We start from the raw sequence: 23,881 nt of genomic DNA, 5'->3' as shown, positions 1-23,881 counted from the left end.
CTTCAGCCACCCGGGGGAGGCTAGCGCTCGACCTTCCCCTTCTTCAGCGAGAACTGGTCGAGCAGCACGTTGCAGCTGTCGCCGTCCCCGCAGGACAGGGTGATCGTGTTGGTGCCCTTGTTGAGGGTGGGCCACGCGTAGGTCGTCGTCCAGCCCTTGGCGAAGTCGCCCTCGGCGGCGTGCGCGTAGTTCTTCATGCTCAGCTTGGAACCGAAGGGCTTGCCGTTGACCGTGAGCGTCATCGACGCGTCCTGGCCGGGCACGCTGTAGCGCGCGAACACGGTGTAGACGCCGTCCTCGGGGATGCCGTTGAACGTCCAGGTCACCGAGGCGCCCGGATTGTTCAGGCCGGCCACGTAGACCCCGCCGTCGGACTGGGCGCCCTGGACGTCGGAGGCCGTCGTCACGCCGGTGCTGCCCAGGTTCAGCGCCTTCGCGTCGGCCTTGGGGAGCTCCGCGGGCTTGTCGGACCCCTTCGTCTCCCCATCGGTCGGGGACGCGCTCTGGGCGGTCGAGGGGGTCGGGTCGGCCTGGTTGCCGCCCTTGTCGTCGTCCCCGCCGCCCATCATGGCGATGCTGATGCCGATCACGACGGCGGCGACCACGGCGATCGCGCCGATGAGGAGGCCCTTGGTGTTCGGGCCGCGGCCGCGGCCGCCGTCACCGTGACCGGGCATCGGCGTCCGCGCCGTCTGCGCACCGCCGGGAACGGTCTCGGGAGCCCCGTAGTGGGCGTTCGGCTGGCCGTAGCCACCCTGCTGCGGCACCTGGCCGTACGGGGCGGTGGGGGCCTGCTGGCCGTAGGTGCCCTGAGCGGTCTGCTGGCCGTACTTGCGCTCGCCGACCGCCCGCACCCGGTTGACCGAGCCCGGGTAGCCGTAGCCACCGCCTCCAGAGGGCGGCGTGGCTCCGTTGGCCTGACCGTCGGCGTAGAGATAGCCGAACGGGTCGTCCTCCTCGGGCGTGCTCGCGCCGTTGTTGCCGGGCGTCATCCCTTGGTCTCCTCAGCGGGTGCGGTTCTGATGCGGTACACGAATGAATGGCGAGCCTACCCGGTTTCCCTGGGCCGGACGGGAGGCCTTCACCGCATCGATGCACTGGCCTGTGTCTTACCCCGCGCGCCTGTGCTGTTTGGGACGAGAACGTTTCTCGACGTACATCCGTTCGTCAGCCGATTTCAACACCTCGTCCGCCGTCATTCCGCAGTGGGCCCACCCGATGCCGAAGCTGGCGCCCACGCGGACGGCCCGTCCATCGACCCTGATGGGAGGAATGATCGCGTTCCTCAGGCGTACGGCGAGGTCCTGGGCGTCCGCGCGGCCGAGGCCGTCGGCGAGCACCACGAACTCGTCGCCGCCGAGCCTCGCCACCGTGTCGCCGTCCCGGACCCCGTGGGTGAGGCGGCGGGCGACCTCGATGAGAACCTCGTCACCCGCGTTGTGCCCGAACCGGTCGTTGATCGACTTGAAACCGTCGAGGTCGCAGAAGAGCACCGCGAGCCCCTTGGTGCCGTCGTCCGTCTCGCCCTCGGGCGCGATGGTGTGCACATGGTGGTCGAAGGCCTCGAACGCCTCGGCGCCGGCCCGGAAGTCGAAGCCGTGCCCGTTCCCGTCGTAGGCGGGGTGGCCGTTGTCGTCGTACTCGCCGGACAGCGGGTCCGTGAAATCCCCGTGACCGTACGCCGCGTCCAGCGAGGCGACCGCGCCGGGCGGCAGGGACGCCGGGCGCCGGCAGAGGCGGGCGCCGAGCCGGGAGCGCAGCTCGGCGGAGTTGGGCAGGCCGGTGAGGGCGTCGTGCGAGGCGCGGTGCGCGAGCTGGAGCTCACGGCGCTTGCGGTCCTCTATGTCCTCGACGTGGGTGAGCAGGAAGCGGGGGCCGTCGGCCGCGTCCGCGACGACGGAGTTGCGCAGATGGACCCAGACGTAGGTGCCGTCGCGGCGCCCCAGCCGCAGCTCGGCCCGGCCGCCCTCGGCGGAGGTCCGCAGCAGGGTGCCGATGTCCTCGGGGTGCACGAGGTCGGAGAAGGAGTAGCGGCGCATCGCGGAGGCGGGCCGGCCCAGCAGCCGGCACAGGGCGTCGTTGGTGCGCAGGATGCGGCCGTGCTGGTCGCCGCCCATCTCGGCGATCGCCATGCCGGAGGGGGCGTACTCGAAGGCCTGGCGGAAGGATTCCTCACTGGCGCGCAGAGCCTGCTGCTCACGTTCCAGGCGGACCAGGGCGCGCTGCATATTCGCGCGTAGACGTGCGTTGCTGATAGCGATGGCGGCCTGGAAGGCGTACATCTGAAGGGCTTCGCGGCCCCAGGCGCCCGGCTTGCGGCCGTTGCGCGGCCGGTCCACCGACAGCACGCCGATCAGCTCGCCGTGGCCGCCACCACTGCTGCCGCTGCCGCTGACGTTCGGGGTGTACAACGGCGCGAAGAGACGGTCGGAGGGATGCCACTCGTCCTCGAAGCGGGGAGCGGGACCGTCGGTGTACCACTGCGGTACGTCGTCCTCGTCGAGGACCCAGCCCTCGGTGTGCGGTATGTACCGCAGGTCGCCCCAGGCCTCGCCCATGGTGAGCCGGCGCTCCCAGGACTCGCGGGAGCCGACGCGGCCGGTGATGAGGGCTTCGGCCGCGGGGTTTCCGGCGAGAGCGGCGACGACGAGGTCGCCGTCGGGGCGTACGAGGTTGACACAGGCCAGCTCGTAGCCGAGCCCGGTGACCACGCCGTCGGCGACGGTCTGCAGCGTGTCCGCCAGGCTGCGGGCGGTGTTCATGTCCGCCATCACCTGGTGCAGCTGCCGCAGGGTCGCAAGACGGACGTAGGGCTCCGACTCGGTCTCCATTCGCCCTCCCCTCGAGACCTCGCAGCAACTCCAGGGTTCACTCGGCGTACTGGGTGCTCTTTCGGTTCCGTGCTGACTGCCCGGCGCTTCCCCGCGAACCCCTTCACGCCGTACTGCTTGGTAGCTTCCCGCTCAACGCCTCAGCCACTGAATCACAGCGCGCTCCCCACTCGGTACACAGGGTCAACAAAATATGGCTCCTGTGACTCAAGTCACAGCGGAACCTGAGCAATTGAGTGGAGATTCTGCATTTCCGTGTGCGTCTGACGCATGCATTATTGGCCGACTGTGCAAAACCTGTGCACGCCCGGACCTGTGGAACGAGTACGGACGAGAGTACGGCCGTCCCGGCCTCCGCGTTCGCCCGCCCCGCCTTCGCCCCGGCGCCGGGCCCTCTCCGCCCGCTCTCTCGGTCCCCGGACCTAGGTCCCGGTTCGGGCCGAGGTCCGATGCGGCGCCCCCGGCGCGGAGACTAGCGTTTCGGCGTGCTCACGACTCCCCCTGCCCTCGCCACCACCCCGTCCGTGCATGCTGAGGGGGTGAGCAACGACGAGTTCCGCGCCGCCATGACCCGGCTCGCCGCGGGTGTGGTCCTGGTGACCGCGCACGAACCCGCGCTGGCCCCCGACGGGCCGCGCGGCGAGGACATCGGCATGACCGCGACCGCGTTCATGTCCGTCTCCCTGGACCCGCCGCTGGTCCTGGTCAGCCTGCGCGAGGGGTCCCGGATGGACGACCTGCTCGACGAACAGCCGCTGTGGGGCGTCTCCGTGCTCGCGGAGAGCCAACGCCACATCGCCGGCCGCTTCTCCATGAAGGGCCGCATCAGCGACCGGCTCCTCTTCGAGGACATCCCCTACGTCCGCGGCGAGGCCTCCGGGGCGCTTCTGGTGGGCGGCGCCCTGGCCACCCTGGAGTGCAGCACCGAGCAGCGGATCCCCGCGGGCGACCACACCCTCGTCATCGGCCGCGTCCTGACGGCCCGGGTGCCGAGCGCCGACGGCGGGCCCCTGACCTACTTCAAGGGCCGCTACCGGCAGCTCGGCTGAAGCGGCCCGGGCAGGCGGAAAGCCTCGGGGCGGCCCTCAGCCCCAGTCGCGGCCCGTGCGGCCGCGCTTGGTCTCGGAGCGGGCCTTCTTCTCGCGCAGCCGGCGTTCGTTGATGCCCCGGGGGATACGGGTGGCACGGCGCGGTCGGGGCGGCGGCGCGGTGGCCTCGGCGAGAAGGGCGGCCAGGCGCACGGCCGCCGTCTCGCGGTTGCGCCACTGGGAGCGGTGCTCGGAGGACCGGACGCTGACGACCCCGTCGACGAGCCGTCCCGCGAGCTTCTCGAGGGCGCGGTCCTTCCACACGGGCGGCAGCGCCTCGGTGCTCGCGAGGTCGAAGCGGAGCTCGACCTGCGAGTCGCTGGTGTTCACGTGCTGCCCGCCCGGCCCGCCGGAGCGCGAGAAACGCCACATGAGCTCGGCCTCGGGCAGGGAGACGGAGCCGCGGATGACATAGGGACCGGACATGTGTTCATGGTCGCCCGCGCGGCCGGTCCGCGTCACGCGATTTTCGGCGTCTCTCGGGGTGAAGAGGGAAGTCCGGGTAAAAAAGGTAAAGACACACGGAACCTCGGGTACCCCCCTCGGCGTTCATAGGGGTGACGGTAGCTTCGTCCTCAGTACGAAGCCCGTACGTCACGAGGGAAGGGACTCCCAACAATGGCTGTAAGCCTGTCCAAGGGTGGCAATGTCTCGCTCACCAAGGAGGCTCCGGGCCTGACCGCCGTCACCGTGGGCCTCGGCTGGGATGTCCGCACCACCACGGGCACCGAGTTCGACCTCGACGCCTCGGCCATCGCGGTCAACCCCCAGGGCAAGGTCTACTCGGACGCCCACTTCGTCTTCTTCAACAACAAGCAGACCCCGGACCAGACCATCGTCCACACCGGTGACAACCGGACGGGTGAGGGCGCGGGCGACGACGAGGCGATCAACGTCAACCTGGCGGGCCTCCCCGCCGACGTCGAGAAGATCGTCTTCCCGGTCTCCATCTACGACGCGGAGACCCGCACGCAGAACTTCGGCCAGGTCCGCAACGCCTACATCCGCATCGTGAACCAGGCCGGCGGCGCCGAGATCGCCCGCTACGACCTCTCCGAGGACGCCGCCACCGAGACCGCCATGGTCTTCGGCGAGCTCTACCGCAACGGCGCCGAGTGGAAGTTCCGCGCGGTCGGCCAGGGCTACGCCTCGGGCCTCGCGGGTATCGCGCAGGACTTCGGCGTCAGCGTCTGACAGCCGCGCGCACGCGCACGATGAGCGAAGCCCCCGGACCGCGGTTCACCCGGGGGCTCCTCTCATGGGGCAGCGCCGTCCGAGTCCGGCGGGCGGGACGCCGGGGCGCTCACGGACGTCGGCCTGTCCGGCGGCTCACGGGTGGGCCGGCTTGCCCTTTCCGTACAGCCAGTTCTTCCAGATCCCGCTGAAATCCTTGTCCGGTGCGGCCTTCTCGACGTACGCGGTGAACTCGGCCGTGTCCGCGTTCGCGTGACGACGGGTGGCGGCCCAGCCCTGGACGATGTCGTAGAAGGTGTCGTCGCCCACCAGTTGGCGAATCTTGTGCAGGACCATCGCACCGCGGTAGTAGACGGGCGGGTCGGAGATCTGCGCGGCACCGGGCGGGTCGGCGGGCGGGAAGGCCCAGATCTCACTGCTGTCGACCGGTTCGTAGTAGTCGCCCTTGTAGAGGGCGTCGAAGATCTCCTCGGCCGAGTCGCCGTCGTGGTCCTCCTGCCACAGCCACTCCGCGTAGGTGGCGAAGCCCTCGTTGAGCCACATGTCCCGCCAGGACTTCGGGGTGACCGAGTCGCCGAACCACTGGTGGGCCAGTTCGTGGACCAGGGTTCTGGTGTCCGGTGCGCCGGGGAAGACGGGGCGCGTCTGGGTCTCCAGGGCGTAGCCCGCGTCGTCGGCGCGGTCCACGATCGCCCCGGTGGAGGAGAAGGGGTACGGACCGAAGTTGTACTCCGCCCAGTCCATGATCTCCGGGATCTTCCCCAGCACCTTCTCGCTCGCCTGCTTCTGGGTCGGGTCCACCGCCGTGTAGACCGGCAGCCCGTTCTTCGCCGTCGAGCGGGTGACGTCGTAGCTGCCGATCGCGAGCGTCGCCACATAGCTCGCCATCGGCTCCGCGGTGTGCCAGGCGTAGGTCGTCCGGCCGTCCGTGGTCGACTCGCTCGTCAACTCGCCGTTGGAGACGGCCTGGAGGCCCTTCGGGACGGTGATCCTGACGTCGTACGACGCCTTGTCGGAGGGGTGGTGGTCGCCGGGGAACCAGGCCATCGACCCCGTGGGCTCCCCGAGGGCGAGGGCGCCGTCGGCCGTGCGCAGCCAGCCCTCCTTGGAGGAGTCGGCGTCGGTGATCGTCCGGGGGATCCCGGAGTAGCGGACCGTCGTGCTGAACGTCTCCCCCTTGTCGAGGTCGTCGTGCGGACGCACGGTCAGCTCCTGGCCCGCCCGGCTCCAGCGGGCGCCGCGGCCCTCGACGGTGACGTCGGAGACATCCAGCCCCAGCAGGTCGAGACGGAAGGCGCTGAGGTCCTCCAGGGCCCGCGCGGTGATCTCGGCGGTCCCCGTCAGCCGCTTGTCCCGGGGGTCGTAGGACAGGGTGAGTCCGTAGTGCGCGACGTCGTACCCGCCGTTGCCCATCTTCGGGAAGTACGGGTCGCCGACGCCGGCCGCGCCGGGTTTCCCGTGCACGCCGTCCCCGCCGCAGGCGGTGAGCCCGGCGACGAGCGCGAGAGCCAGGGCAAAGGGGACGGTGACGGAAGATCGGGGCACATCCGCGATCCTAGGCGGCCGCTCCGCCACCTGCGGGGCGGCCGTCGTATCCCGCGGTCCGACCTCCCCGGTCCGGCCGGAAATCGCTGCCCCGGTGCCCTCGGCCCGGCCGGAAACCGCGACTCCTGGCGCCCCGGCCCGGGCGGAAACCGCAGCCCCCGGTGCCCCCGGCCCGGGCGCAAACCGTGGCTCCCACCCGACCGGGAAGCGGGCGCCGCCCGGCGTGACACCATCACCTCGTGCTCGACATCGGCTACGCCCTCTCCAACCGCTTCCCCGACCCCCCGCAGACCGACTACCGCCGGGCGGACGTCCACGCGCTGCGGCACGACCTGTTCTGCGGGGACGTGTACCTCGCCGACACCAAGACGGACCGGGAGGTGTCCACGGGCTGGGGCTGGGTGCCGGTGCTCGACTTCGCGTGGGCGCTGTGCGACATCGTGGAGCAGCTCGACCGCGACCCGCTGGGCAGCCGGGCCTCCCGCCCCCAGCAGGCGGAACTGGACTTCACCGAGTCGACCGACCGCATGCTCTTCGAGCGCCGCTTCGGCTGGGTGGACATCGAGGCCGACTGGATGCCGGGCGACGAGGAGCCGCTGACCTTCTCGCACACCGAGTTCCGCCGCGAGGCCCGTGACTTCCTGCACGACCTGCTCGCGGACCTCACCGACCTGCACGAGGACCTCGCCGAGAACCCGGCGATCTGGACCCTCCAGGCCCGCTTCCCCCGCGTCTCCTAGAACCCGGACAGCCGGCGGGTCTCAGGCCCCCTCCGCGCCGCCGTCCACCCGCACCCCCAGGGCTGCCGCCAGCACCGGTGCCAGGTCCAGGAGCTGGTGGGTGCTGATGACCGCACCCGCGAGCCGGTCCACGCCCCGCGCGATGTCCAGCTCCGCCGCCGCGCGCAGGTCCACGTCCACGAGGGTGGCCTCGGTGAGGTCCGCTCCCTTCAGGACGCAGTCCACGAACTCCACCCGCTCCAGGCGGGCGCCCCCGAAGTCCGGCTCGACCAGGACGCAGCCCTCGAAGACGACGTCCTTGAGTCTCGCCTTGCGCAGATTCAGATAGTCGATCTTCCCGCCGCGCACGACCACCCGCTCCAGGACGGAGCCGTACAACTGCGCCCCGCCGAGGCGGGCGTCGATCAGCTCGACATCGCGCAGCGTCGACTCGGCGAGATCGGTGCCCACGCCCCGGATGCCCGTGAGGACCGAGTCCAGCACGCGCGCGTGGTGCAGCCGTGTCTCGTCCAGCGCGCAGCCCGTCAGCGCGCAGTCCATGAAGCGGGCTCCCCCGCCGTCCTGTCCGGCGAAGTCCGCCTCCCGGAACTCCAGCCCGTCGTAGTCGCCGTCCGGCTCCAGCTCCGCCCCGTCGTACGGCTCCAGCGCGGGCAGCCGCAGCTCCGGCCGCCGTGCCGCCCTCAGGCCTGATCCCGGTGCCTTCGCACCCGTCCCGCCGCGTCCGCCCGCCACTCTCCTCGCCATGCCCCCATCCTGCCCGCCGCCACTGACAACGGGCGCCGGCCCGCGCGGACGCCCGCCTGCCACATCACGCCGACCTGCGGAAACGCACGGCATGTCACATCACGGGCCCGCGTCACGTCGTACACACGGAAAGCCTTGTCGTCAGAGCACCGCCGGAAGCGCGAGCGCAGGTCGGCCACCACCGAGCAGACACCGAGCAGAGGAGACCTCCAGCCATGTACCGCATCACCGTCATCGGCGGCGGCTTCGCCGGACTCACCGCCGCCATCACCGCCGCCGAGGCGGGCGCCGAGGTCACCGTGTACGAGGCTCACCACACGCTCGGCGGGCGGGCCCGGACCGCCGAGGGGCCGTACCGGACGAACGAGGGACCGCACGCCCTCTACAGCGCGGGCCCGCACTGGACCTGGCTCCACCAGCGGGACCTGATCGGAGCGCTCGCCCCGATCCCGCCCCTGGAGGCGGCCCGGCTGCGCCTGCGGCACCGGGGCGTGCTGCGCCGCACCCCACCGTTCGCGATGCTGAAGCTGCTGCGGCGCTCCTGCCAGCGGGCTCCGGCGGACGTCGACTTCCTGACCTGGGCGAGGAAACAGGCCGGAGAGGAGGGCGCGCGGGCCGCGGCTCACTGTTCGGCGGTCGCCCTCTTCCACCACGATCCCGGTTCGCTGTCGGCGGCGTTCGTGCAGGAGCGGCTGCGCCGGGCCGTGAAGGTGCCGACGGAGGTGCACTGCCCCCGGGGCGGCTGGGCCGGCGTCATCGACCGGATGGCGGGGCGGGCGTGGAACCTCGGCGTGCGGATGGAGACGCTGGCCCGGGTGGACGCCGTCCCCGAGGGCCGGGGCCCGGTCGTCGTCGCCACCTCGCTGGCCTCGGCCCGCCGTCTGCTCAAGGACGACTCGCTGACCTGGCCGAGCGGCCGTACGGCCCTGGTCGACCTGGCGCTGCGGAGCCGCCGCGGGGACGCGTTCGCCGTCTCCGACCTGGACGCGCCGGGCTGGATCGAGCGCTTCACCGCCCGGGACCGCACCCTCGCCCCGGCCGGTGAGCAGCTCCTCCAGGGGCAGTTCCCGATCGCCCCGGGAGAGTCCGGGGCACACGGCGCCGCCCGTGCCGAGCAGCTCCTCGACCTCGCCTTCCAGGGCTGGCGCGAGCGCGTCACCTGGCGGCGTACGAGCGTCGCGAACGGCCGTACGGGCGCGGTCGACCTGCCCGGCACGACCTGGCGGGACCGTCCGCGCATCGACCGGGGCGACGGCGTCTACCTCGTGGGCGACCAGGTCGCGGCTCCCGGGGTGCTCTCGGAGGTGTCCTTCAACAGCGCGATGGAGGCCGTGTCGCTGGCCCTGGGCCTCCGGGAGCGCCTTGACCTCAAGCGAGCTTGAGGTTGAACAGTGGTCAGGGCCTGACCGGTCGATCCCGCCGATTCCGAGGAGCCCCCGATGTACGCGATCCGACTGCACGCCTTCGGTCCCGCCGAGAATCTCGTCCACGAGCGGACGGAGGACCCCGAGCCGGGACCCGGCCAGGTGCGGATCGCCGTGGCCGCCGCGGGCGTCCACCTCCTGGACACCGCCCTGCGCGCGGGCATGCGGGGCGGCCCGGCCCCCGAGCCCGTCCTGCCGACCGTCCCCGGCCGTGAGGTCGCCGGAACCGTCGAGTCCCTCGGCGAGGGCGTCGCCGGGCTCTGGCTCGGCAGACGCGTCGTCGCCCACCTCGGTTTCGCCCCGGGGGGCTACGCCGAGCTGGCGGTCACGGACGTCGAGCGCCTCCACGACATTCCCGGGAATCTCGACTTCGCGCAGGCCGTCGCCATGATCGGGACGGGCCGTACGGCCATGGGGATCGCGCAGTTCGCCGAGTTCGGCCCCTCCTCCGTGGTCGTCGTGCCCGCGGCGGCGGGCGGCGTCGGCACGCTCCTCGTGCAGTACGCGCACCACGCGGGCGCGACCGTGGTCGGCCTCGCGGGCGGCCCCGAGAAGGTGGCGCTGGCCCGCGCGAACGGCGCCGATCCGGCCGTCGACTACACCGATCCCGACTGGCCGGGGAAGGTCCGCGCGCACCTCGGTGGCCGGGCGGCGACCGTCGTGCTCGACGGCGTCGGCGGTGACGTGGCCCGGGAGGCCGTCGGACTGCTCGGCCCCGGTGGCCGGCACCTCGTCTTCGGCTGGTCCGGCGCCGGTCTGCGCGACGGCTCCCCGTACCTCGTGGAAGGGGTGTCCGAGCAGGTGCTCGGCCCCGTGATGATGCGCAGGGCGGGCGGACCCGACCCCGTGCGGACCCTGGAGCTGCGGGCCCTGGCCGAGGCCGCGGCCGGCCGCCTGGTCCCGGCCGTGACCCGTTTCCCCCTCGCCGATGCGGCCGCGGCGCACCGGGCCCTGGAGAGCAGGGCGACGATCGGAAAGGTGGTGCTGGAACCATGACCACGAGCCGGTGGAACGCGCCCCATGAGGCCGAATCGCCCAAAGATGCGACCCATTCCGTTCCATGGTCTTCTGGGCGAATGAGTGTCACCCGGACAGGTGAACCAGAAGCGCCCGTGGGTCCCGACCCCCATCGCTGGTGGGCGCTGGTGATCATCGCGCTCGCCCAGCTCATGGTCGTGCTGGACGCGACGATCGTGAACATCGCCCTTCCGTCCGCGCAGCACGATCTCGGCATATCCGACGGCGACCGGCAGTGGGTCATCACGGCCTACACGCTGGCCTTCGGCGGGCTGCTGCTGCTCGGCGGCCGTGTCGCCGACCTCGTCGGACGCAAACGCACCTTCGTCATCGGACTGATCGGCTTCGCGGTGGCGTCGGGCATCGGCGGCGCGGCGACCACGTCCGGCATGCTGTTCGGCGCCCGCGCCCTCCAGGGCGCCTTCGCCGCCCTGCTCGCGCCCTCGGCGCTGTCCCTGCTGACCACGACCTTCACCGACCCGAAGGAACGCGGAAAGGCGTTCGGCGTCTACGGAGCGCTGGCGGGCTCCGGCGCGGCGATCGGGTTCATCCTGGGCGGCCTGCTGACGGAGTACCTGAACTGGCGCTGGTGTCTGTACGTCAACATCCCCATCGCGGTGATCGCGGTCTTCGGTGCGTTCGGACTGCTGCGCGACCGGCCCGGCCACAAGAACGTCCGGCTGGACGTGCCCGGCGCGGTGCTGGGCTGCGGCGGACTGGTGGCGATCGTGTACGGGGTCAGCGAGGCGGAGTCGCACGGCTGGTCGGCCCCGTTGGTGCTGGGTCTGATCGTGGGCGGGATCGCGCTGCTGGTCGCGTTCGTGTGGTGGCAGAACAGGGCGCCGAGCCCGCTCCTGCCGCTGCACATCGTCAAGGACCGCAACCGCGCCGGCTGCTTCCTGACGATGGGGCTCGCCGTCATCGGCATGTTCGGCGTGTTCCTGTTCATGACCTACTACCTCCAGGTCGTCCTCGGATACTCGCCGGTGAAGACCGGTCTGGCGTTCCTGCCGCTGACCGTCGCGATCATCATCGGTTCGACGCAGATCTCGGCGCGGCTGCTGCCCCGTGTGGCGCCGCGCGTACTGATGGTCCCGGGCATGATCCTCGCGGCCGGCGGCATGCTGTTCTTCACCCAGCTCACCGTCGACTCCGCCTACGCCACCGAGCTGCTGCCGGGGCTGCTCCTGCTGGGTCTCGGCATGGGCCTGACCTTCATGCCGGTCTTCGCCACCGCGACCGCGGGGGTCGCCCCGCAGGACGCGGGCGTCACCTCGGCGACGGTCAACACCTCTCAGCAGGTGGGCGGTTCGATCGGCACGGCGCTGCTGAACACCATCGCCACCACCGCGAGCGCGACCTACATCGCCGCCCATCTCCGCGATCCCTCTCAGAAGGAGCTGATCACCCGGGAGGGCGTCGTCCACGGGTACACCGTGGCCATCTGGTGGGCCGTCGGCATCATGCTGCTGGCCGGCCTGGTCGCGGGGCTCATGGTCACGGCCAAGGCCCCCAAGCACGCGCCGTCGGACGCGGCGGTCGCGGAATCGGTGGGCTGACCCCGGCCCCCGGACGGTGTGGCCCCGGCCGCGGGGAGCCGGCGGCCGGGGCCACACCGGCACCGGGTCAGTGGCGCCCCGCCACCCGGTCGGCGATCCGGGCCAGCCGGGACGACTCCGGGCTGTGGGTGGCCCCTTCACGGCGGTCGGCCGTGCGGTAGGTCGCGTACATGCCGTGGACGCCGATCCAGCGGAAGGGCTCCGGTTCCCACTTGCGGACCTTGTGGCCGACCCAGGGCAGGGCGGTCAGCTCGGTCGCACCCGCCTGGCCGGAGTCCTGCCGCACGAGGTCGCGCAGGGTGCGGGCGGCGAGGTTGGTGGTGGCGACGCCGGAGCCGACGTAGCCGCCGGCCCAGCCGAGGCCCGTCGAGCGGTCCAGGGTGACCGTGGCGCACCAGTCGCGCGGGACTCCCAGAACGCCCGACCAGGCGTGGGAGACCTGGACGCCGGTCAGGGACGGGAAGAGGCGGACGAGGATCTCGTAGAGGGCGTCGATGGTGGAGCGCTGGGTGCGGCCGTCGTTGTCGGTGCGCGAGCCGAAGCGGTACGGGACGCCGCGGCCGCCGAGCGCGATCCGGTCGTCGGCGGTGCGCTGGGCGTACATGTACGCGTGGGCCATGTCGCCGAGCGTCTCGCGGCCCTCCCAGCCGATCTCCGCCCACTGGCCGGCGGTCAGCGGCTCCGTCGCGATCATCGAGGAGTTCATCGGCAGCCAGGTCCGCTTCTGGCCCTTGAGGTTCGCGGTGAAGCCCTCGGTGCAGCGCAGGATGTAGGGGGCGCGGACGGTGCCGTACGGGGTCACCGCGTGCTGCGGGCGGATCTCGGTCACCGGCGTCTGCTCGTGGACGGTGACGCCGAGCGCCTCCACGGCGGCGGCGAGGCCCTTGACCAGCTTCACCGGGTGCAGCCGGGCCCCATGCGGGGTCCAGGCCGAGCCGACCGCGTCCGCGACCCGGATCCGCTCGGCGGTCTCCTTCGCCCCGTACAGCTCGCGGTCCTTCTCGCCGAACGAGAGCTCGTGCGCGTGGAAGGCCTTGAGCCGCGCGAGCTGGGCGGGCGTGTAGGCCACTTCCAGGACACCGCCCTGGTGGATGTCGGCCTCGATGCCTTCTTCGGCGGCCACCCGGACGACCTCGTCCACGGTGTCGTTCATGGCCTGCTGGAGCCGTACGGCCGCCTCCTGGCCGTGCAGCTTCGCGTACCGGTCGCGGCCCGCGATGCCGTTGTAGAGCCAGCCGCCGTTGCGCCCGGAGGCGCCGTAGCCGCAGAACTTCTGCTCCAGGACGGTGACGCGCAGGAAGGGGGCCGCCTTCTTCAGGTAGTACGCGGTCCACAGTCCCGTGTAGCCGCCGCCGACCACGACGACGTCGGCGGTCGCGTCGCCGGGCAGCGGCTCCCGGGGTGCGGGCAGGCCGTCGTCCGCGTACCAGAAGGAGATGCCACCGTTCACGACCCTGCTCGCCGAGCTGCTCATGGCGGGACGCTAACCCCGGGGGGTGTCGGCTGTCTCCTTCGGATTCCGTGCTTTTCCGCGCCCTCTGGTCAGCGGATAACAGGCGAGTCCGATGAGAACGGAGGTGAAATGCCCGAGATCGGTGAAGGTCCGCTCCATCATGAAGGGAATTCCGTACACCGCCAGGACGACCACCAGATACGCGTATCGCCAGGGCGTGGCGATCCGGTAGGTGAGCACGCCGACCACCCCCGCCAGGGCGTAGCTCACCCCGACATCGAGGGTGTCGACCGCGGAGTGCGGTGCCACGCCGTGCTTGATCGCCCAGAGCAGCGCACCCTCGCTGACCAGCGTCGACAGCACGTGCGCGGCCGCGTTGACCGCCAGCCAGCGGGCGGTTCCCAGCCAGCGTTCGGCGGGCGCCTGGAAGACGGTGTAGAGAACGGCGTACGGAATCCAGTGCCCGCCGTCGATCCACATCGCGCTCGCGAACAGCACCCGCACCGGGTTGTTCGACAGCTCGTGGATGTTCGTCGAGCGCTGCCGCAGGAAGTCCTCTTCGAAATCCGGGGACATGTGGTGCAGGGCCACGGTGGTGACGAAGAGAATCGTCAGCCAGATGTACGTGCCCGGCGCCCCGCGCACGTACATCCACACCCTGTGGAAGAACCGTTCACCCCGCATGGCCTGATTCACCCATGCCCGCAGTGTCCCTGACGCGATCGACATTCCGGACGAGCCGACCGGGTCACGGGAGCGCCCGGCACAACGGCGGACCCGGCCCGGGCGGGCGGCGCGGTGACCCCCTACTCTCGGCCCATGATCCGTACCGCTGTCCCCGACGACATCCCCGTCATCCACACCCTGGTCCGTGAACTCGCCGAGTACGAGAAGGCCCTGGAGGAGGCGCGGGCGACGCCGGAGCAGCTGCGCGAGGCACTGTTCGGAAAGAGTCCGGCCGCGTACGCGCACATCGCGGAGGACGACGTGACGGGCGAGCCGGTCGGCTTCTCCCTGTGGTTCCTGAACTTCTCGACCTGGCGCGGTGTCCACGGCGTCTACCTGGAGGACCTGTACGTACGCCCGACGGCGCGCGGCGGCGGCCACGGCAAGGGGCTGCTCACGGAACTCGCGCGGATCTGCGTCGAGCGCGGCTACCAGCGCCTGGAGTGGTCCGTCCTGAACTGGAACCGGCCGGCGATCGACTTCTACGAGTCGCTCGGCGCGCGCCCGCAGGACGAGTGGACGGTGTACCGGCTGACGGACGACGCGCTGGAAACCCTCGGAAAGCGCGGCTGAGACCCCGGACAGCCGCGCGGTCCGCGCCCGGCGGCACCGCCGGGCCCGTTGAACGAACGCGAAGGCCCGGCTCGGACACCGCCCGAGCGGAGGGACACGCGTTCATCGGCCTTCCAGGGCCTGCTCGGCGGATCCTGCCGGGCAGGCTTCTGGTCCCGAGGAGGGCTCAGCGCTTGAGCGTGAAGGTGAAGTCGCCGGAGAGCCTGCCGCTCAGCCGGACCGCCGAAACGAGCTTCCCGTCCGTGATCAGTCTCTCGACCTCGGCCCGTGAGAGACCGCAGCCTTCGGCGATCAGTCGCACCGGCCGGACAGGGATCCGCGCCGCGAAGCGGACCGAGACATCGATCACCTCGCGGTCCAGGTGATCCGATCCGCCGGTGTCGAGGCGCCAGGCGTCCTCCCAGTCGAGTGCTATGCGATTACGGCGCCGCACGGCCGGTTCCTGGAGTAACTCGGCCGCAAGGACGGGGTCGTTGTCGTGCAGCCGGTCCAGCAGCTCGGGCCGTACGGAGCGCACGTTCATCCGCTCCATGACCGTGAGCTTCGTGGTCTCCCCGCAAGCGGTACACAGAGCGAGGAGCCAGACGTCGATGAGCTTGTGGTTCGCGTTGACGCGAAATTTACCGCTCGTCCGGAAGCTGTCGGAGGCGCACACATGGCAGCGACGGCGAACGAGCGGAAGACGGACGGGTTCGACTACCCAGTTTTCGAGCACAGAAGTACACCTGTTTCAGCGAGGAGTCCGCAGCGGAAAGCAGCGCGGCGCACACGCGCGACGAATGAGCACTCGGGAGGTCTCACAGGGGGTGCAACGGCATGTCCCTGACTGGACGACTTGTCTCGACAGCGCGGTGGTGCTGCACAACGGCGCCGGTCTTCGGACATCGCACCACCAGATTCTGCGTATCGATCGGCGTGTCATCACCGGTGGGACGGAGGTGACTTGCGCCGGCCGAGCCGGCGAGTACGACGGACGCTACGGACACACGGGCACCCCGCGCGTCCACGACGGGTTCAACCGCCAGGACGCATCCCGCTGACTTTTCTCCGCCGCGGCTGCGCATCCCGCTTACCCGCCCCGAGCGCCGCCACGGGACCGTCCGTCAGACCCCGCACCCGGCGGACCAGCTGCTCCGCAGTGCGAAAGGGCAGCACCCCGCAGCGCCGGGCGCATCTCACGGGTGAGGCCGATGCGACCGACGCGGCGAAGCCCTGTCGGGGTGAGAGATGCCTCCCGGCGGAGGAAGGGAAGAGAACGGGACCGGGGCGGGAACACCGCATTACATAGTGACGTGTATGTGTGCACACTCCCCGAGAAGCTCGCGGTCCAGACTGCTCCTGGTGATGCCGAGTCATCAACTCGTGCAGAAGGGAACCGAGTTGGGGTTCCGAATCTGGTCGCTATGGGATCCGTCGCAGCTTGAGGCTGACTTCGCGCCGCACGTCGACGCAGTCTCCGAGGAGCTGCTGCTCACCGACTTCACCGACGAGAGCGGTCTGCGCGAGGCCGTCGCGCAGACCGCGCGGCGCCATGGCATCGATACCGTGCTGCACTGCGGACACGGCAGCTCCGTCCTGCCGGTGGTCCGGGAGGCGTGGCGGCTGGGTCTGTCTCCGAACCCTCCGGCGGTGTACGAACGGCTCCAGGCCCGCGAAGGGGACGGCCGGGTCCCCGCGGAGGCTCCCAGGGTGAGCGTCGAGACGCTGACCGTGAACGAGACCCACCACGTCGTGGGGATGACGGCTCAACGCACCACGGGGCCGCCGCACTTCCTCGTGACGGGCCACCTCCATCCGGCGCCGTTGACCGACGACGAACGCAAGATCATCGGGGCGGCGGTCGAGGAGAGGCTGACGGCGAGCGGATACCGTTCCGGTCCGGCCCACACACAGGTGGCGCTGTTGCCCGACGGGCCGCGGATCGTGTCCTGTCGAGCGCACCTGGGCGCCGACCGCATCCCCCTGCTCGTGGAGATAGCGCGCGGGTTCGACCTGGAGGCGGCGGTCTTCACGGGTCTCCAGGGCAACCACCCGGTCGTGCCGAGCTCTTCCCGGTACGCGGAGGTCGGTTTTTTCCTGCTGCCCGAAGGGCGGCTGGAGACGTACACCGGCGTGGAGGACATCGCCGTCACCCCGTGGGTCCGCGGAGCCCGCTTCCCGTACGCCGCCGGTGACCGGATCGCTCCCGTCGGCGACCCGCGCGCCCGGCGCGCCTATGTGGTCGTCGAGGCCGACACACCGGAGCTCACCCGCGAACGGGTCGCCAGGGCACGACGCGATCTTGTCACCTACATCCGGCCGGCCGACCGATGACGAGCGCCGGGTAGGTACGTTCCGCCTCCGGAGCGGGCGAAGGCACGGGGGCAAGGTATGAAGTGGGCATGCCTAGTGCTGTTTTTCCCCGGAATGATCTACCCTCGCGAGGAGTGCGTTCCATCTCATCACTGACGGGGGAGGTCAGGGTGCGGACCGTGACATCTAAACAGGGTGAAGACGACACAAGTCCTCCACCGGAATTCGTCGTCCTGGGATCTCTGGAGGTCCGCAGCGGCAGCACTCTCATACCCGTCACCGGGGATCTGCAAAGACGTGTCCTCGTGGCGCTGCTCCTCGAGGCCGGGCGCGTCGTGCCCGTCTCCCGGCTGGTGATGGCCGCCTGGGACGAGGAACCGCCGGACAGCGCCGAGCACCAGGTACGCAAGACGGTGGCCAAGCTGCGCAGTCGCATTCCGCACGGGCCCGACATCATCGTCACCGACGGACCCGGATACCGCGCGGTGGTCGACACCGGGCAACTCGATCTGCTGCAGCACCAGAAGCTGTTACGGCAGGCCAGGGAATCACTGGACACGGGGGAAGCACAGCAGGCCGCCGCGCAGTTGCGTGAGGCGCTGGCGCTGTGGCGAGGACCTGTGCTGGCCGGTTCCGGCGGCCGTGTGGTCGACGCCGCCTCGACGGCCCTGGAGGAACAACGGCTCACCGCCGCCGAGCAGTTCTACGAACTGTGCATCGACGCGGGCGAGGCCGCCGAGATCACGGGTGAGCTGCGGGTCCTCGTGGACGAGCATCCACTGCGCGAGACGCTGCGCAGCCGGCTGATGCTCGCCCTCTACCACTCCGGGCAACAAGCCGCCGCGCTCGACGAGTTCGCCCGCGTACGCGACCACCTCGCGGACGAACTGGGCATAGACCCCGGCGTGGAGCTGACCGGACTGCACGAACGCATCCTGCGCCAGGACCCGTCGCTCGCCCGTCCGGAACGCTCCGCGTCCCGTGTCCCGCACCAGGTGACCAGGGTCCCGCACGCGCTGCCGTTCGACGTGCCCGACTTCTCGGGCCGCAGCTCCGAGCTGCGGGGGATCTGCGATGCGGCCAGACGCGCCCCGGAGGGGTCACCGACGGTCCTGGCCCTCGACGGCATGGGCGGCGGCGGCAAGACGGCCCTGGCCATCCGCGCCGCCCATCAACTGGCCGAGCAGTATCCGAACGGCAGTCTCTTCATCGACCTGCACGGCTTCACACCGGGCCAGACGCCGCTCAGCGTGTTCCACGCGCAGGGAGACCTTCTCGCCGCCGCCGGCATACCCAGCGATGAGATACCCACGGTGCCGGCGGGACGCGCCACGCGATGGCAGTCCTACATGCGAGGCCGTCGCATGGTGTTGATCCTGGACAACGCCGCCGCCTCCGAGCAGGTGCGGGCGCTGATCCCCGCCTCCTCCGACAGCCTGGTCCTGATCACCAGCCGCCCGCGGCTGACCGGACTGGACGGAGCCGAGTGGCTCTCCGTGGGCGCCCTTCCGGAGCTGGACAGCCACCAGCTCCTGCGTAACACCCTCGGTGCCGAACGCGTCGAGAGAGAGCCGGAGGCGGCCCGTGAGCTGCTGCGGCTGTGCGGAGGGCTCCCGCTGGCGGTCAGGATCGCCGCCGCCCGGCTGGCGAACCGTCCGTACTGGACCGTCCAGCGACTCGTCGAACGGCTGCGCGACCACAGCCGGCGACTGGACGAACTCACCATCGAGGGCAGGGGCGTCGCGGGCGCGCTGCTGCTGTCGTACCAGTCCATGCCCCCGGACCAGCGCACGGCCTTCAGGCTTCTGGGACACCACCCCGGACGCTATCTGGACACCGAGGAAGCCGCCGCGCTGCTGGACACGGATGCCCTGACGGCCGAGGACGTACTGGAAGAACTGGTCGATGTACGGCTGCTGGAGGCCAGGGAACCGGGAGTGTACGCGCTGCACGATCTTGTGCGCAGCTTCGTGCAGCGGGTCGCGCAGGATCAGAGGGAGCCGGAGGACGGGCAGGCGGTGCGGCGACTGCTGGACCACTACCTGAACACGGCGGAAGCCGCGTGCGACACGCTGTTTCCCGGGCGGCGCCGTTTCGGCGAGCGCGGAGAGACAGGCCGGGCGGGCGACGAGTTCGGCCACAAGGACAAGGCGCTCCAGTGGCTCGACCAACACCGCGACAGTCTGCTGGCAGCGGTGGACACCGCGTATCACGGAGGACTGCTGTGGCACGCCGCGCGGCTGCCGCGTGAGCTGGGTTTCCACTCCAGCATCCGCGGCTACGACGCCAGCGCCAACATGGCGCTGGAGAAGGGTGTCAGCGCGTCGCAGCAGCTCGGGGACCGGACTTGGACCCGGCTGAACCTGATGAACCTGGCCATGGGCAAGTGGCGGCTGGGGCAGTTGCGCGACGCGGTCGCCCGGCTGGAGGAAGCCGTCGACCTGTCCCGGCTGATGGAGGACGTGCAGAGCGAGGCGGAGTGCCGGGCCCGGCTGGGACAGGCGTACAACAGCATGGGGGAGCTGGAACGCGCGCTGCGGCTGTGCCAGGAGGCCAACACGTGCGCGCAGGAACTCGGCTTCACCCGGCTCGACGGCTCGTCGTTGAGCACGCTGAGCCTGATCCAGGTACGGCTGGGGAAGTTCGAGGAAGCGGCGGAGTCGGCGGAGCGGGCTGTGGTCATCTTCGACTCGATCAAGGAGATTCAGCTCTCCGTGGACGCGCTGAGCAATCTCTCCCAGGCGATGGAGGGACTGGGCCGCTTCGAGGAGGCGCTCGCCCGGGCCGACGCGGCACTGGAGCGGTGCCAGCGCATCAACATGCCCTCCGTGTTGCCGCTGGTGCTCGCCCGCAGAGCCGACGTGCTGGTGCGCCTGGGTGAGCTGGAGGAGGCGGCGGACAGCGCCGGCCACGCCCTCACCAAGGCCACCAGCAGCACCGACGACATTCACCGTGCCACCGTGCACCTCTCGGTCGGGCGCGTGCTGTACGCGCAGAGGGACCTGGACACCGCGCAGGCTCAGCAGCTTCTGGCCCACGAGATCGCCTGTCGTATGGAGTTGCGCTACGACGAGGCGTGCGCGCTGTGGGGCCTCGCCCGTACCGCCGAGGCCCGGGGACATACGCAGGTGGCCCTGCAGCACCGCTCGGCGGCGGACAACCTGTTCTCCCTCATGAACGTGCCGGAGACCGCACGGTGAGTCCTGCGCGTCGGACGGTTCACGACGCGGGGATCGGGCGGGTGTCCAGAGGGGAACGGGCGGGGAGGACGGACCGGGAGCATCAGCGGAGTCGAAAAGGTCTTCCTTCCCAAAGGAGTTCACTCATGCGCTTCGCCCCTGTCGCCGCCGCCTCCGCCATCGCTCTCGGGACGCTTCTGGGGGCGTTCACGGCCTCCTCCGACGCCGGCGTGCCGACGACGGTCCAGCAGCGCACCGTCGCCTCCGCCTCCTTGACGGACATGGTCGAGCTGGCCGACAACAACGGCAACGGCTGAGCCGGTGGGCCGCAACCAGTGGCTGCGGCCCACCGGTCCAGCCACCAGGAAGAGTCACTGTCGAGAGTCGGCACCGCATCAGGCGGTGGCCTCACGTCCGGTCCGTCCGCGCATCACACGCGTTGATCCGCGTCACGCCGATGAGACCGGACAAGTGCCTTCCGGCGTGAGCTTCGCGATATCCGCGCCGCGATCCCGTTCACGGCAGTGAGGCTTCTGCCCAATCCTTACCGAGGGGGAACACAATGGCCATTCGGGTACTCATCTGTGACCAGCTGCCCGTTATCGCGGACGGTCTCAGAACCCTCCTCGACGCGGTGCCGGGCATCGACGTGATCGGCACGACCCCCAACGGCATGGAAGCCATCGTTCTCGTGCGCACCACGCAGCCCGATGTCGTGGTCACGGATCTGAGCCTCCAGACCATCTCCGGACTTGAGTTGATCCGCAGGCTCGGCAAGGAGGACGAGCCGCCCAACGTCGTCGTGTTCACCGCGTCCGACACCGACAAGACGGTGAGCGACGTACTGCATACCGGCGTGAGCTGCCTGCTCGGAAAGGACGCGAGCCCGCAGGAGCTGATCACCGCGATCCAGGCGGCAGCCGCCGGGCAGACCATGCTCGCGCCGAACATCGCGCAGCGCCTGGTCACCTGGTTCCGTGCGCAGCCGGAACCCCAGGCGACCGTTCTGTGCCCGGAGGTGACCGAACTGACCCCGCGGGAACGGGAAGTGACCCGGATGGTGGCGCAGGGCATGTCCACCGAGGAGGTGGCCCGGGAACTGATCATCGGCGAGGCCACGGTCCGTACCCACCTCTACCGCGTGCGCACCAAGCTCGGGGTCCGCGACCGTGCCGAGCTCGTGTCACTGGCCTACCGGACCGGGCTCATCCACTCGGCCGGACAGTCCACCGGCGACGAGAGGACCGCGTCGCCGGTGGGCCTGCGCGCGAGTTGACCCCTCATGGCCGGCCCGTCGCCACGACCGGAAGCTCCGTACCGGCCGCGGCGCGACGGGCCGTTCGCATGCGCTCGGCGCCGACCGTCCGCCACAGCGCGGCGGGATCGCCGTACCGGACGGACTCGGCCGCGGCCAGCCGGAAGTACCGGTGCAGCCCCAGTTCCGCCGTCATCGCGCGCACCCCGCAGCTCTGCATGCCCGACCGCACCACGTCGCGCGCGGTCTCGGCGGCCATCGCCAGCGCTACGACCGGTGCGGTGCCGACGGCGTCCGGCTCGGAGTCGACCAGCCAGGCCCCCCGGTACACCGCCGCCCTGGTCGCGCGCAACGCCACCATGGCTCGCGCCAACGGGAACGAGACCGCGGGCAGATCACGTAGCCTGGTGCCGAACTGCCGCCGGAAACCGGCGTATTCCACCGCGATCCGGTGCGCGCCGTCGGCGATGCCCAGCAGATAGGCAGCCTGCCGCAGCCGCGCCCGCGCGAGCGGACCGGTGGGCGAGTCGTCCAGGGGCCCGAGCACGTCCGCCGTGGTGACCGGCGTGGCCTCGAACCGGACGGCCGGCGGCCAGGACCCGGCCTCCACGCCGACGCCGGTCGCATCGCGTGACACTGCGACGAGCACCGGCTCGCCGTCTGCCCTGGTGGCCACCAGAAGCGGCCCGGGGCCCGCGTCGTCGACCGTGACCGTGCCGGTCAGCTCCCAGCCGCCCGCTCGCGGGATCGCGGTGGGACCGCTGCCGACCGGCAGCGCTTCCAGTCCGGCCAGTGCCGCGCCTGCCGGACCGCCCGTGTCGGCCGCCATCGCGTCGGCCCGGTAGGAGTTGCCGCATGCCGCGCGGCCGAGCTCCTCGCTGACGAGCACCCCGGCCGTCAGACCGAGGCCGAGACCGCCGGCGGAGGCCGGCCGTTCGAAGTCGGCCGCGCCCAGCGCGTCGAGCACCGCCCGGGTCGGACCGAAGGCTCCGTCGGTCACCGGTGCGCCGTGCAGTCCGGTCCGGGCGGGGACGCCGGCGAGACCCGTGCGCAATGCCCTGCGCAACTGGACGACGAGCGGATCGGGGGTGAGGTCCATGTCAGTGTTCTTCCTGTCCGATGGAGTCGAACGCGGTGGCCATGATCTGGAGCATCACCTCGGAGGTCCCCGCCGACAGCGTGAGCCCCGGCGCCTCCCGGTGGGCGGAGTCGAGGGTCACGGCCGCCCTGGTGCGGTTCGCCCGCTGCTCGGGGCTGGGGATGCCGACGGCCCACGCCGCGATGCTCTGGGCGAGTTCGCTGCTGTGGTACTTGGCGACGGCCGTCGAGACCTGGTCGACCTGGTCCGACGCGAGGCCGGTGAGGACCTCCCAGGCGAGGACGTGGTCGGCCGTCAGCGCGCCGTACCAGCGGCCGATCTGCTCGAGGCGGTCGTCGTGCGGAGAGTCGGGGGCGTCGTCGGTCAGTGCGTCCAGCGCGGCCTCCAGCCAGCGCTCCGCCTTGAGGTGATAGTCGAGACCGGTGCGTTCGATGGCCAGTGCCTCGTTGAGCAGCGGCCACCCCTCGTCGCGCGGACCGAGGAGGTCGTCGCCCGACACCAGGACCGAGTCGAGGTCCACCCGGTGGAAGTGCTCGTCGCCGATGCCGGGTATCACCGACACCGTCACACCAGGGGCGCCCAGGTCGACCAGGAACAGACTGATTCCCTGGTACTTTCCGCCCCCGGCCGTCGTACGGGCCGCGCACAGCCCGAGGTCGACGAACCGTGTCTTGAGGCTGAACACCTTCGTGCCGGTGATCCGGTAGCCGTCGCCGTCCGGTTCGGCCACGGCCCGCAGCGCACCGAGATCCGATCCCGCGTCCGGTTCGGTGTAGAGCACCGAAGCGAAACTCTCACCACGGGCCAGTGCGGGCAGGTACCGGCGCTTCTGCTCGTCGCTGCCCGCCATCAGCAGGAACTGGCCTACGATCTGAATGGTGTTGACATGGAAGGTGTCCGGCACTCCCGCGCGCACCAGTTCCTCGGCGACGATGGCGGCGTCGGTCAGCGGGCGGCTTTCTCCGCCGAACTCGACGGGCCAGTGCACGGCGAGCAGTCCCAGTTCTCCGAGCAGGCGATAGAGCGGACGCCCGTCCGGCTCGACACCGTCCGCGCCGGTGGCCTCCGCCGCCGCGGCACGTACCTCGGCGGAGAGCAGCGTCTTGCGCACGTCCGCCCGGAACCGTTGTTGGTCCTCGGTGAATCCGAACCGCATGTACGT

General features: G+C 70.9%; 21 protein-coding genes. 11 read left to right on the top strand and 10 right to left on the bottom strand.

Going from position 1 to position 23,881, the window contains the following annotated elements:
* Positions 1-20: 20 nt before the first annotated feature.
* Positions 21-992 (bottom strand): carbohydrate-binding protein, encoded by a 972-nt coding sequence (locus OG780_RS23340; RefSeq protein ID WP_328451155.1) that lies wholly within the window; start codon positions 990-992, stop codon positions 21-23.
* 117 nt (positions 993-1,109) lie between these two features.
* Positions 1,110-2,831 carry a diguanylate cyclase CdgB gene (gene cdgB, locus OG780_RS23335; RefSeq protein ID WP_328451153.1) on the bottom strand — a complete coding sequence of 574 codons (1,722 nt, stop codon included), beginning with the start codon at positions 2,829-2,831 and terminating at the stop codon, positions 1,110-1,112.
* A 485-nt stretch (positions 2,832-3,316) separates the two neighbouring features.
* Here cdgB and OG780_RS23330 point away from each other — a divergent pair, with 485 nt between their 5' ends.
* Positions 3,317-3,880: a flavin reductase family protein gene (locus tag OG780_RS23330; protein WP_328451151.1), complete on the top strand. Its 564-nt coding sequence runs from the start codon at positions 3,317-3,319 to the stop codon at positions 3,878-3,880.
* Between the two features lie 36 nt (positions 3,881-3,916).
* Here OG780_RS23330 and arfB read toward each other — a convergent pair whose 3' ends face one another.
* Complete coding sequence (arfB, locus tag OG780_RS23325) at positions 3,917-4,345, bottom strand: alternative ribosome rescue aminoacyl-tRNA hydrolase ArfB (RefSeq protein ID WP_328451149.1); 429 nt, start codon at positions 4,343-4,345, stop codon at positions 3,917-3,919.
* Positions 4,346-4,537: 192 nt separating this feature from the next.
* Here arfB and OG780_RS23320 point away from each other — a divergent pair, with 192 nt between their 5' ends.
* Entirely contained in the window at positions 4,538-5,113 is a 576-nt protein-coding gene (locus OG780_RS23320) for a TerD family protein (protein ID WP_328451147.1), read from the top strand.
* A 135-nt stretch (positions 5,114-5,248) separates the two neighbouring features.
* Here the strand turns inward: OG780_RS23320 and OG780_RS23315 are convergent, their stop codons facing one another.
* Positions 5,249-6,658 (bottom strand): M1 family metallopeptidase, encoded by a 1,410-nt coding sequence (locus OG780_RS23315; protein WP_328451145.1) that lies wholly within the window; start codon positions 6,656-6,658, stop codon positions 5,249-5,251.
* A 239-nt stretch (positions 6,659-6,897) separates the two neighbouring features.
* On the opposite strand from OG780_RS23315, the gene OG780_RS23310 reads away from it, so the two are divergent.
* On the top strand, positions 6,898-7,398 hold the full coding sequence (locus OG780_RS23310; RefSeq protein ID WP_326787033.1) for a hypothetical protein: 501 nt from the start codon (positions 6,898-6,900) through the stop codon (positions 7,396-7,398).
* 21 nt (positions 7,399-7,419) lie between these two features.
* Here the strand turns inward: OG780_RS23310 and OG780_RS23305 are convergent, their stop codons facing one another.
* Positions 7,420-8,142, bottom strand: coding sequence for a pentapeptide repeat-containing protein (locus OG780_RS23305; RefSeq protein ID WP_328451141.1), 723 nt, complete (start codon positions 8,140-8,142; stop codon positions 7,420-7,422).
* Positions 8,143-8,357: 215 nt separating this feature from the next.
* On the opposite strand from OG780_RS23305, the gene OG780_RS23300 reads away from it, so the two are divergent.
* From OG780_RS23300 to OG780_RS23290, 3 genes are all read left to right on the top strand, one after another.
* The gene (locus OG780_RS23300) at positions 8,358-9,524 is read left to right on the top strand and encodes an NAD(P)-binding protein (RefSeq protein ID WP_328451139.1); all 1,167 of its coding nucleotides are present in this window, start codon (positions 8,358-8,360) and stop codon (positions 9,522-9,524) included.
* 57 nt (positions 9,525-9,581) lie between these two features.
* Positions 9,582-10,562 carry a zinc-binding dehydrogenase gene (locus OG780_RS23295; protein ID WP_328451137.1) on the top strand — a complete coding sequence of 327 codons (981 nt, stop codon included), beginning with the start codon at positions 9,582-9,584 and terminating at the stop codon, positions 10,560-10,562.
* An 80-nt stretch (positions 10,563-10,642) separates the two neighbouring features.
* On the top strand, positions 10,643-12,142 hold the full coding sequence (locus OG780_RS23290; protein WP_328451135.1) for an MFS transporter: 1,500 nt from the start codon (positions 10,643-10,645) through the stop codon (positions 12,140-12,142).
* 67 nt (positions 12,143-12,209) lie between these two features.
* Here the strand turns inward: OG780_RS23290 and OG780_RS23285 are convergent, their stop codons facing one another.
* Complete coding sequence (locus OG780_RS23285; RefSeq protein ID WP_328451133.1) at positions 12,210-13,616, bottom strand: NAD(P)/FAD-dependent oxidoreductase; 1,407 nt, start codon at positions 13,614-13,616, stop codon at positions 12,210-12,212.
* Positions 13,617-13,625: 9 nt separating this feature from the next.
* Positions 13,626-14,279, bottom strand: coding sequence for a rhomboid-like protein (locus tag OG780_RS23280; RefSeq protein ID WP_328451131.1), 654 nt, complete (start codon positions 14,277-14,279; stop codon positions 13,626-13,628).
* A gap of 135 nt (positions 14,280-14,414) precedes the next feature.
* Here OG780_RS23280 and OG780_RS23275 point away from each other — a divergent pair, with 135 nt between their 5' ends.
* The gene (locus OG780_RS23275) at positions 14,415-14,894 is read left to right on the top strand and encodes a GNAT family N-acetyltransferase (RefSeq protein WP_328451129.1); all 480 of its coding nucleotides are present in this window, start codon (positions 14,415-14,417) and stop codon (positions 14,892-14,894) included.
* A 166-nt stretch (positions 14,895-15,060) separates the two neighbouring features.
* Here OG780_RS23275 and OG780_RS23270 read toward each other — a convergent pair whose 3' ends face one another.
* Positions 15,061-15,609, bottom strand: a complete 549-nt coding sequence (locus OG780_RS23270) for a DUF1062 domain-containing protein (RefSeq protein ID WP_328451127.1) — start codon at positions 15,607-15,609, stop codon at positions 15,061-15,063.
* A gap of 665 nt (positions 15,610-16,274) precedes the next feature.
* Here OG780_RS23270 and OG780_RS23265 point away from each other — a divergent pair.
* The 4 genes from OG780_RS23265 (at position 16,275) to OG780_RS23250 (ending at position 21,641) form a co-directional block, all read left to right on the top strand.
* Positions 16,275-17,207, top strand: coding sequence for a phosphoribosylglycinamide synthetase (locus OG780_RS23265; RefSeq protein WP_328451125.1), 933 nt, complete (start codon positions 16,275-16,277; stop codon positions 17,205-17,207).
* Between the two features lie 149 nt (positions 17,208-17,356).
* Complete coding sequence (locus tag OG780_RS23260) at positions 17,357-20,386, top strand: AfsR/SARP family transcriptional regulator (protein WP_328451123.1); 3,030 nt, start codon at positions 17,357-17,359, stop codon at positions 20,384-20,386.
* 125 nt (positions 20,387-20,511) lie between these two features.
* On the top strand, positions 20,512-20,682 hold the full coding sequence (locus OG780_RS23255; protein ID WP_328451121.1) for a hypothetical protein: 171 nt from the start codon (positions 20,512-20,514) through the stop codon (positions 20,680-20,682).
* Between the two features lie 245 nt (positions 20,683-20,927).
* Entirely contained in the window at positions 20,928-21,641 is a 714-nt protein-coding gene (locus OG780_RS23250; RefSeq protein ID WP_328451119.1) for a response regulator transcription factor, read from the top strand.
* Positions 21,642-21,645: 4 nt separating this feature from the next.
* On the opposite strand, the gene OG780_RS23245 is transcribed toward OG780_RS23250, so the two are convergent.
* A complete protein-coding gene (locus OG780_RS23245; protein WP_328451117.1) occupies positions 21,646-22,719 on the bottom strand; it encodes an acyl-CoA dehydrogenase family protein in 1,074 nt (357 codons plus the stop codon).
* Between the two features lies 1 nt (position 22,720).
* The gene (locus OG780_RS23240; protein WP_328451115.1) at positions 22,721-23,875 is read right to left on the bottom strand and encodes an acyl-CoA dehydrogenase family protein; all 1,155 of its coding nucleotides are present in this window, start codon (positions 23,873-23,875) and stop codon (positions 22,721-22,723) included.
* Positions 23,876-23,881: the final 6 nt, after the last annotated feature.

Source organism: Streptomyces sp. NBC_00386 (assembly GCF_036063235.1).
In the GTDB taxonomy this organism is placed as follows: domain Bacteria; phylum Actinomycetota; class Actinomycetes; order Streptomycetales; family Streptomycetaceae; genus Streptomyces.
Note: the sequence above shows the minus strand (reverse complement) of the source record. Positions and strands in the feature narration are given on the sequence as shown.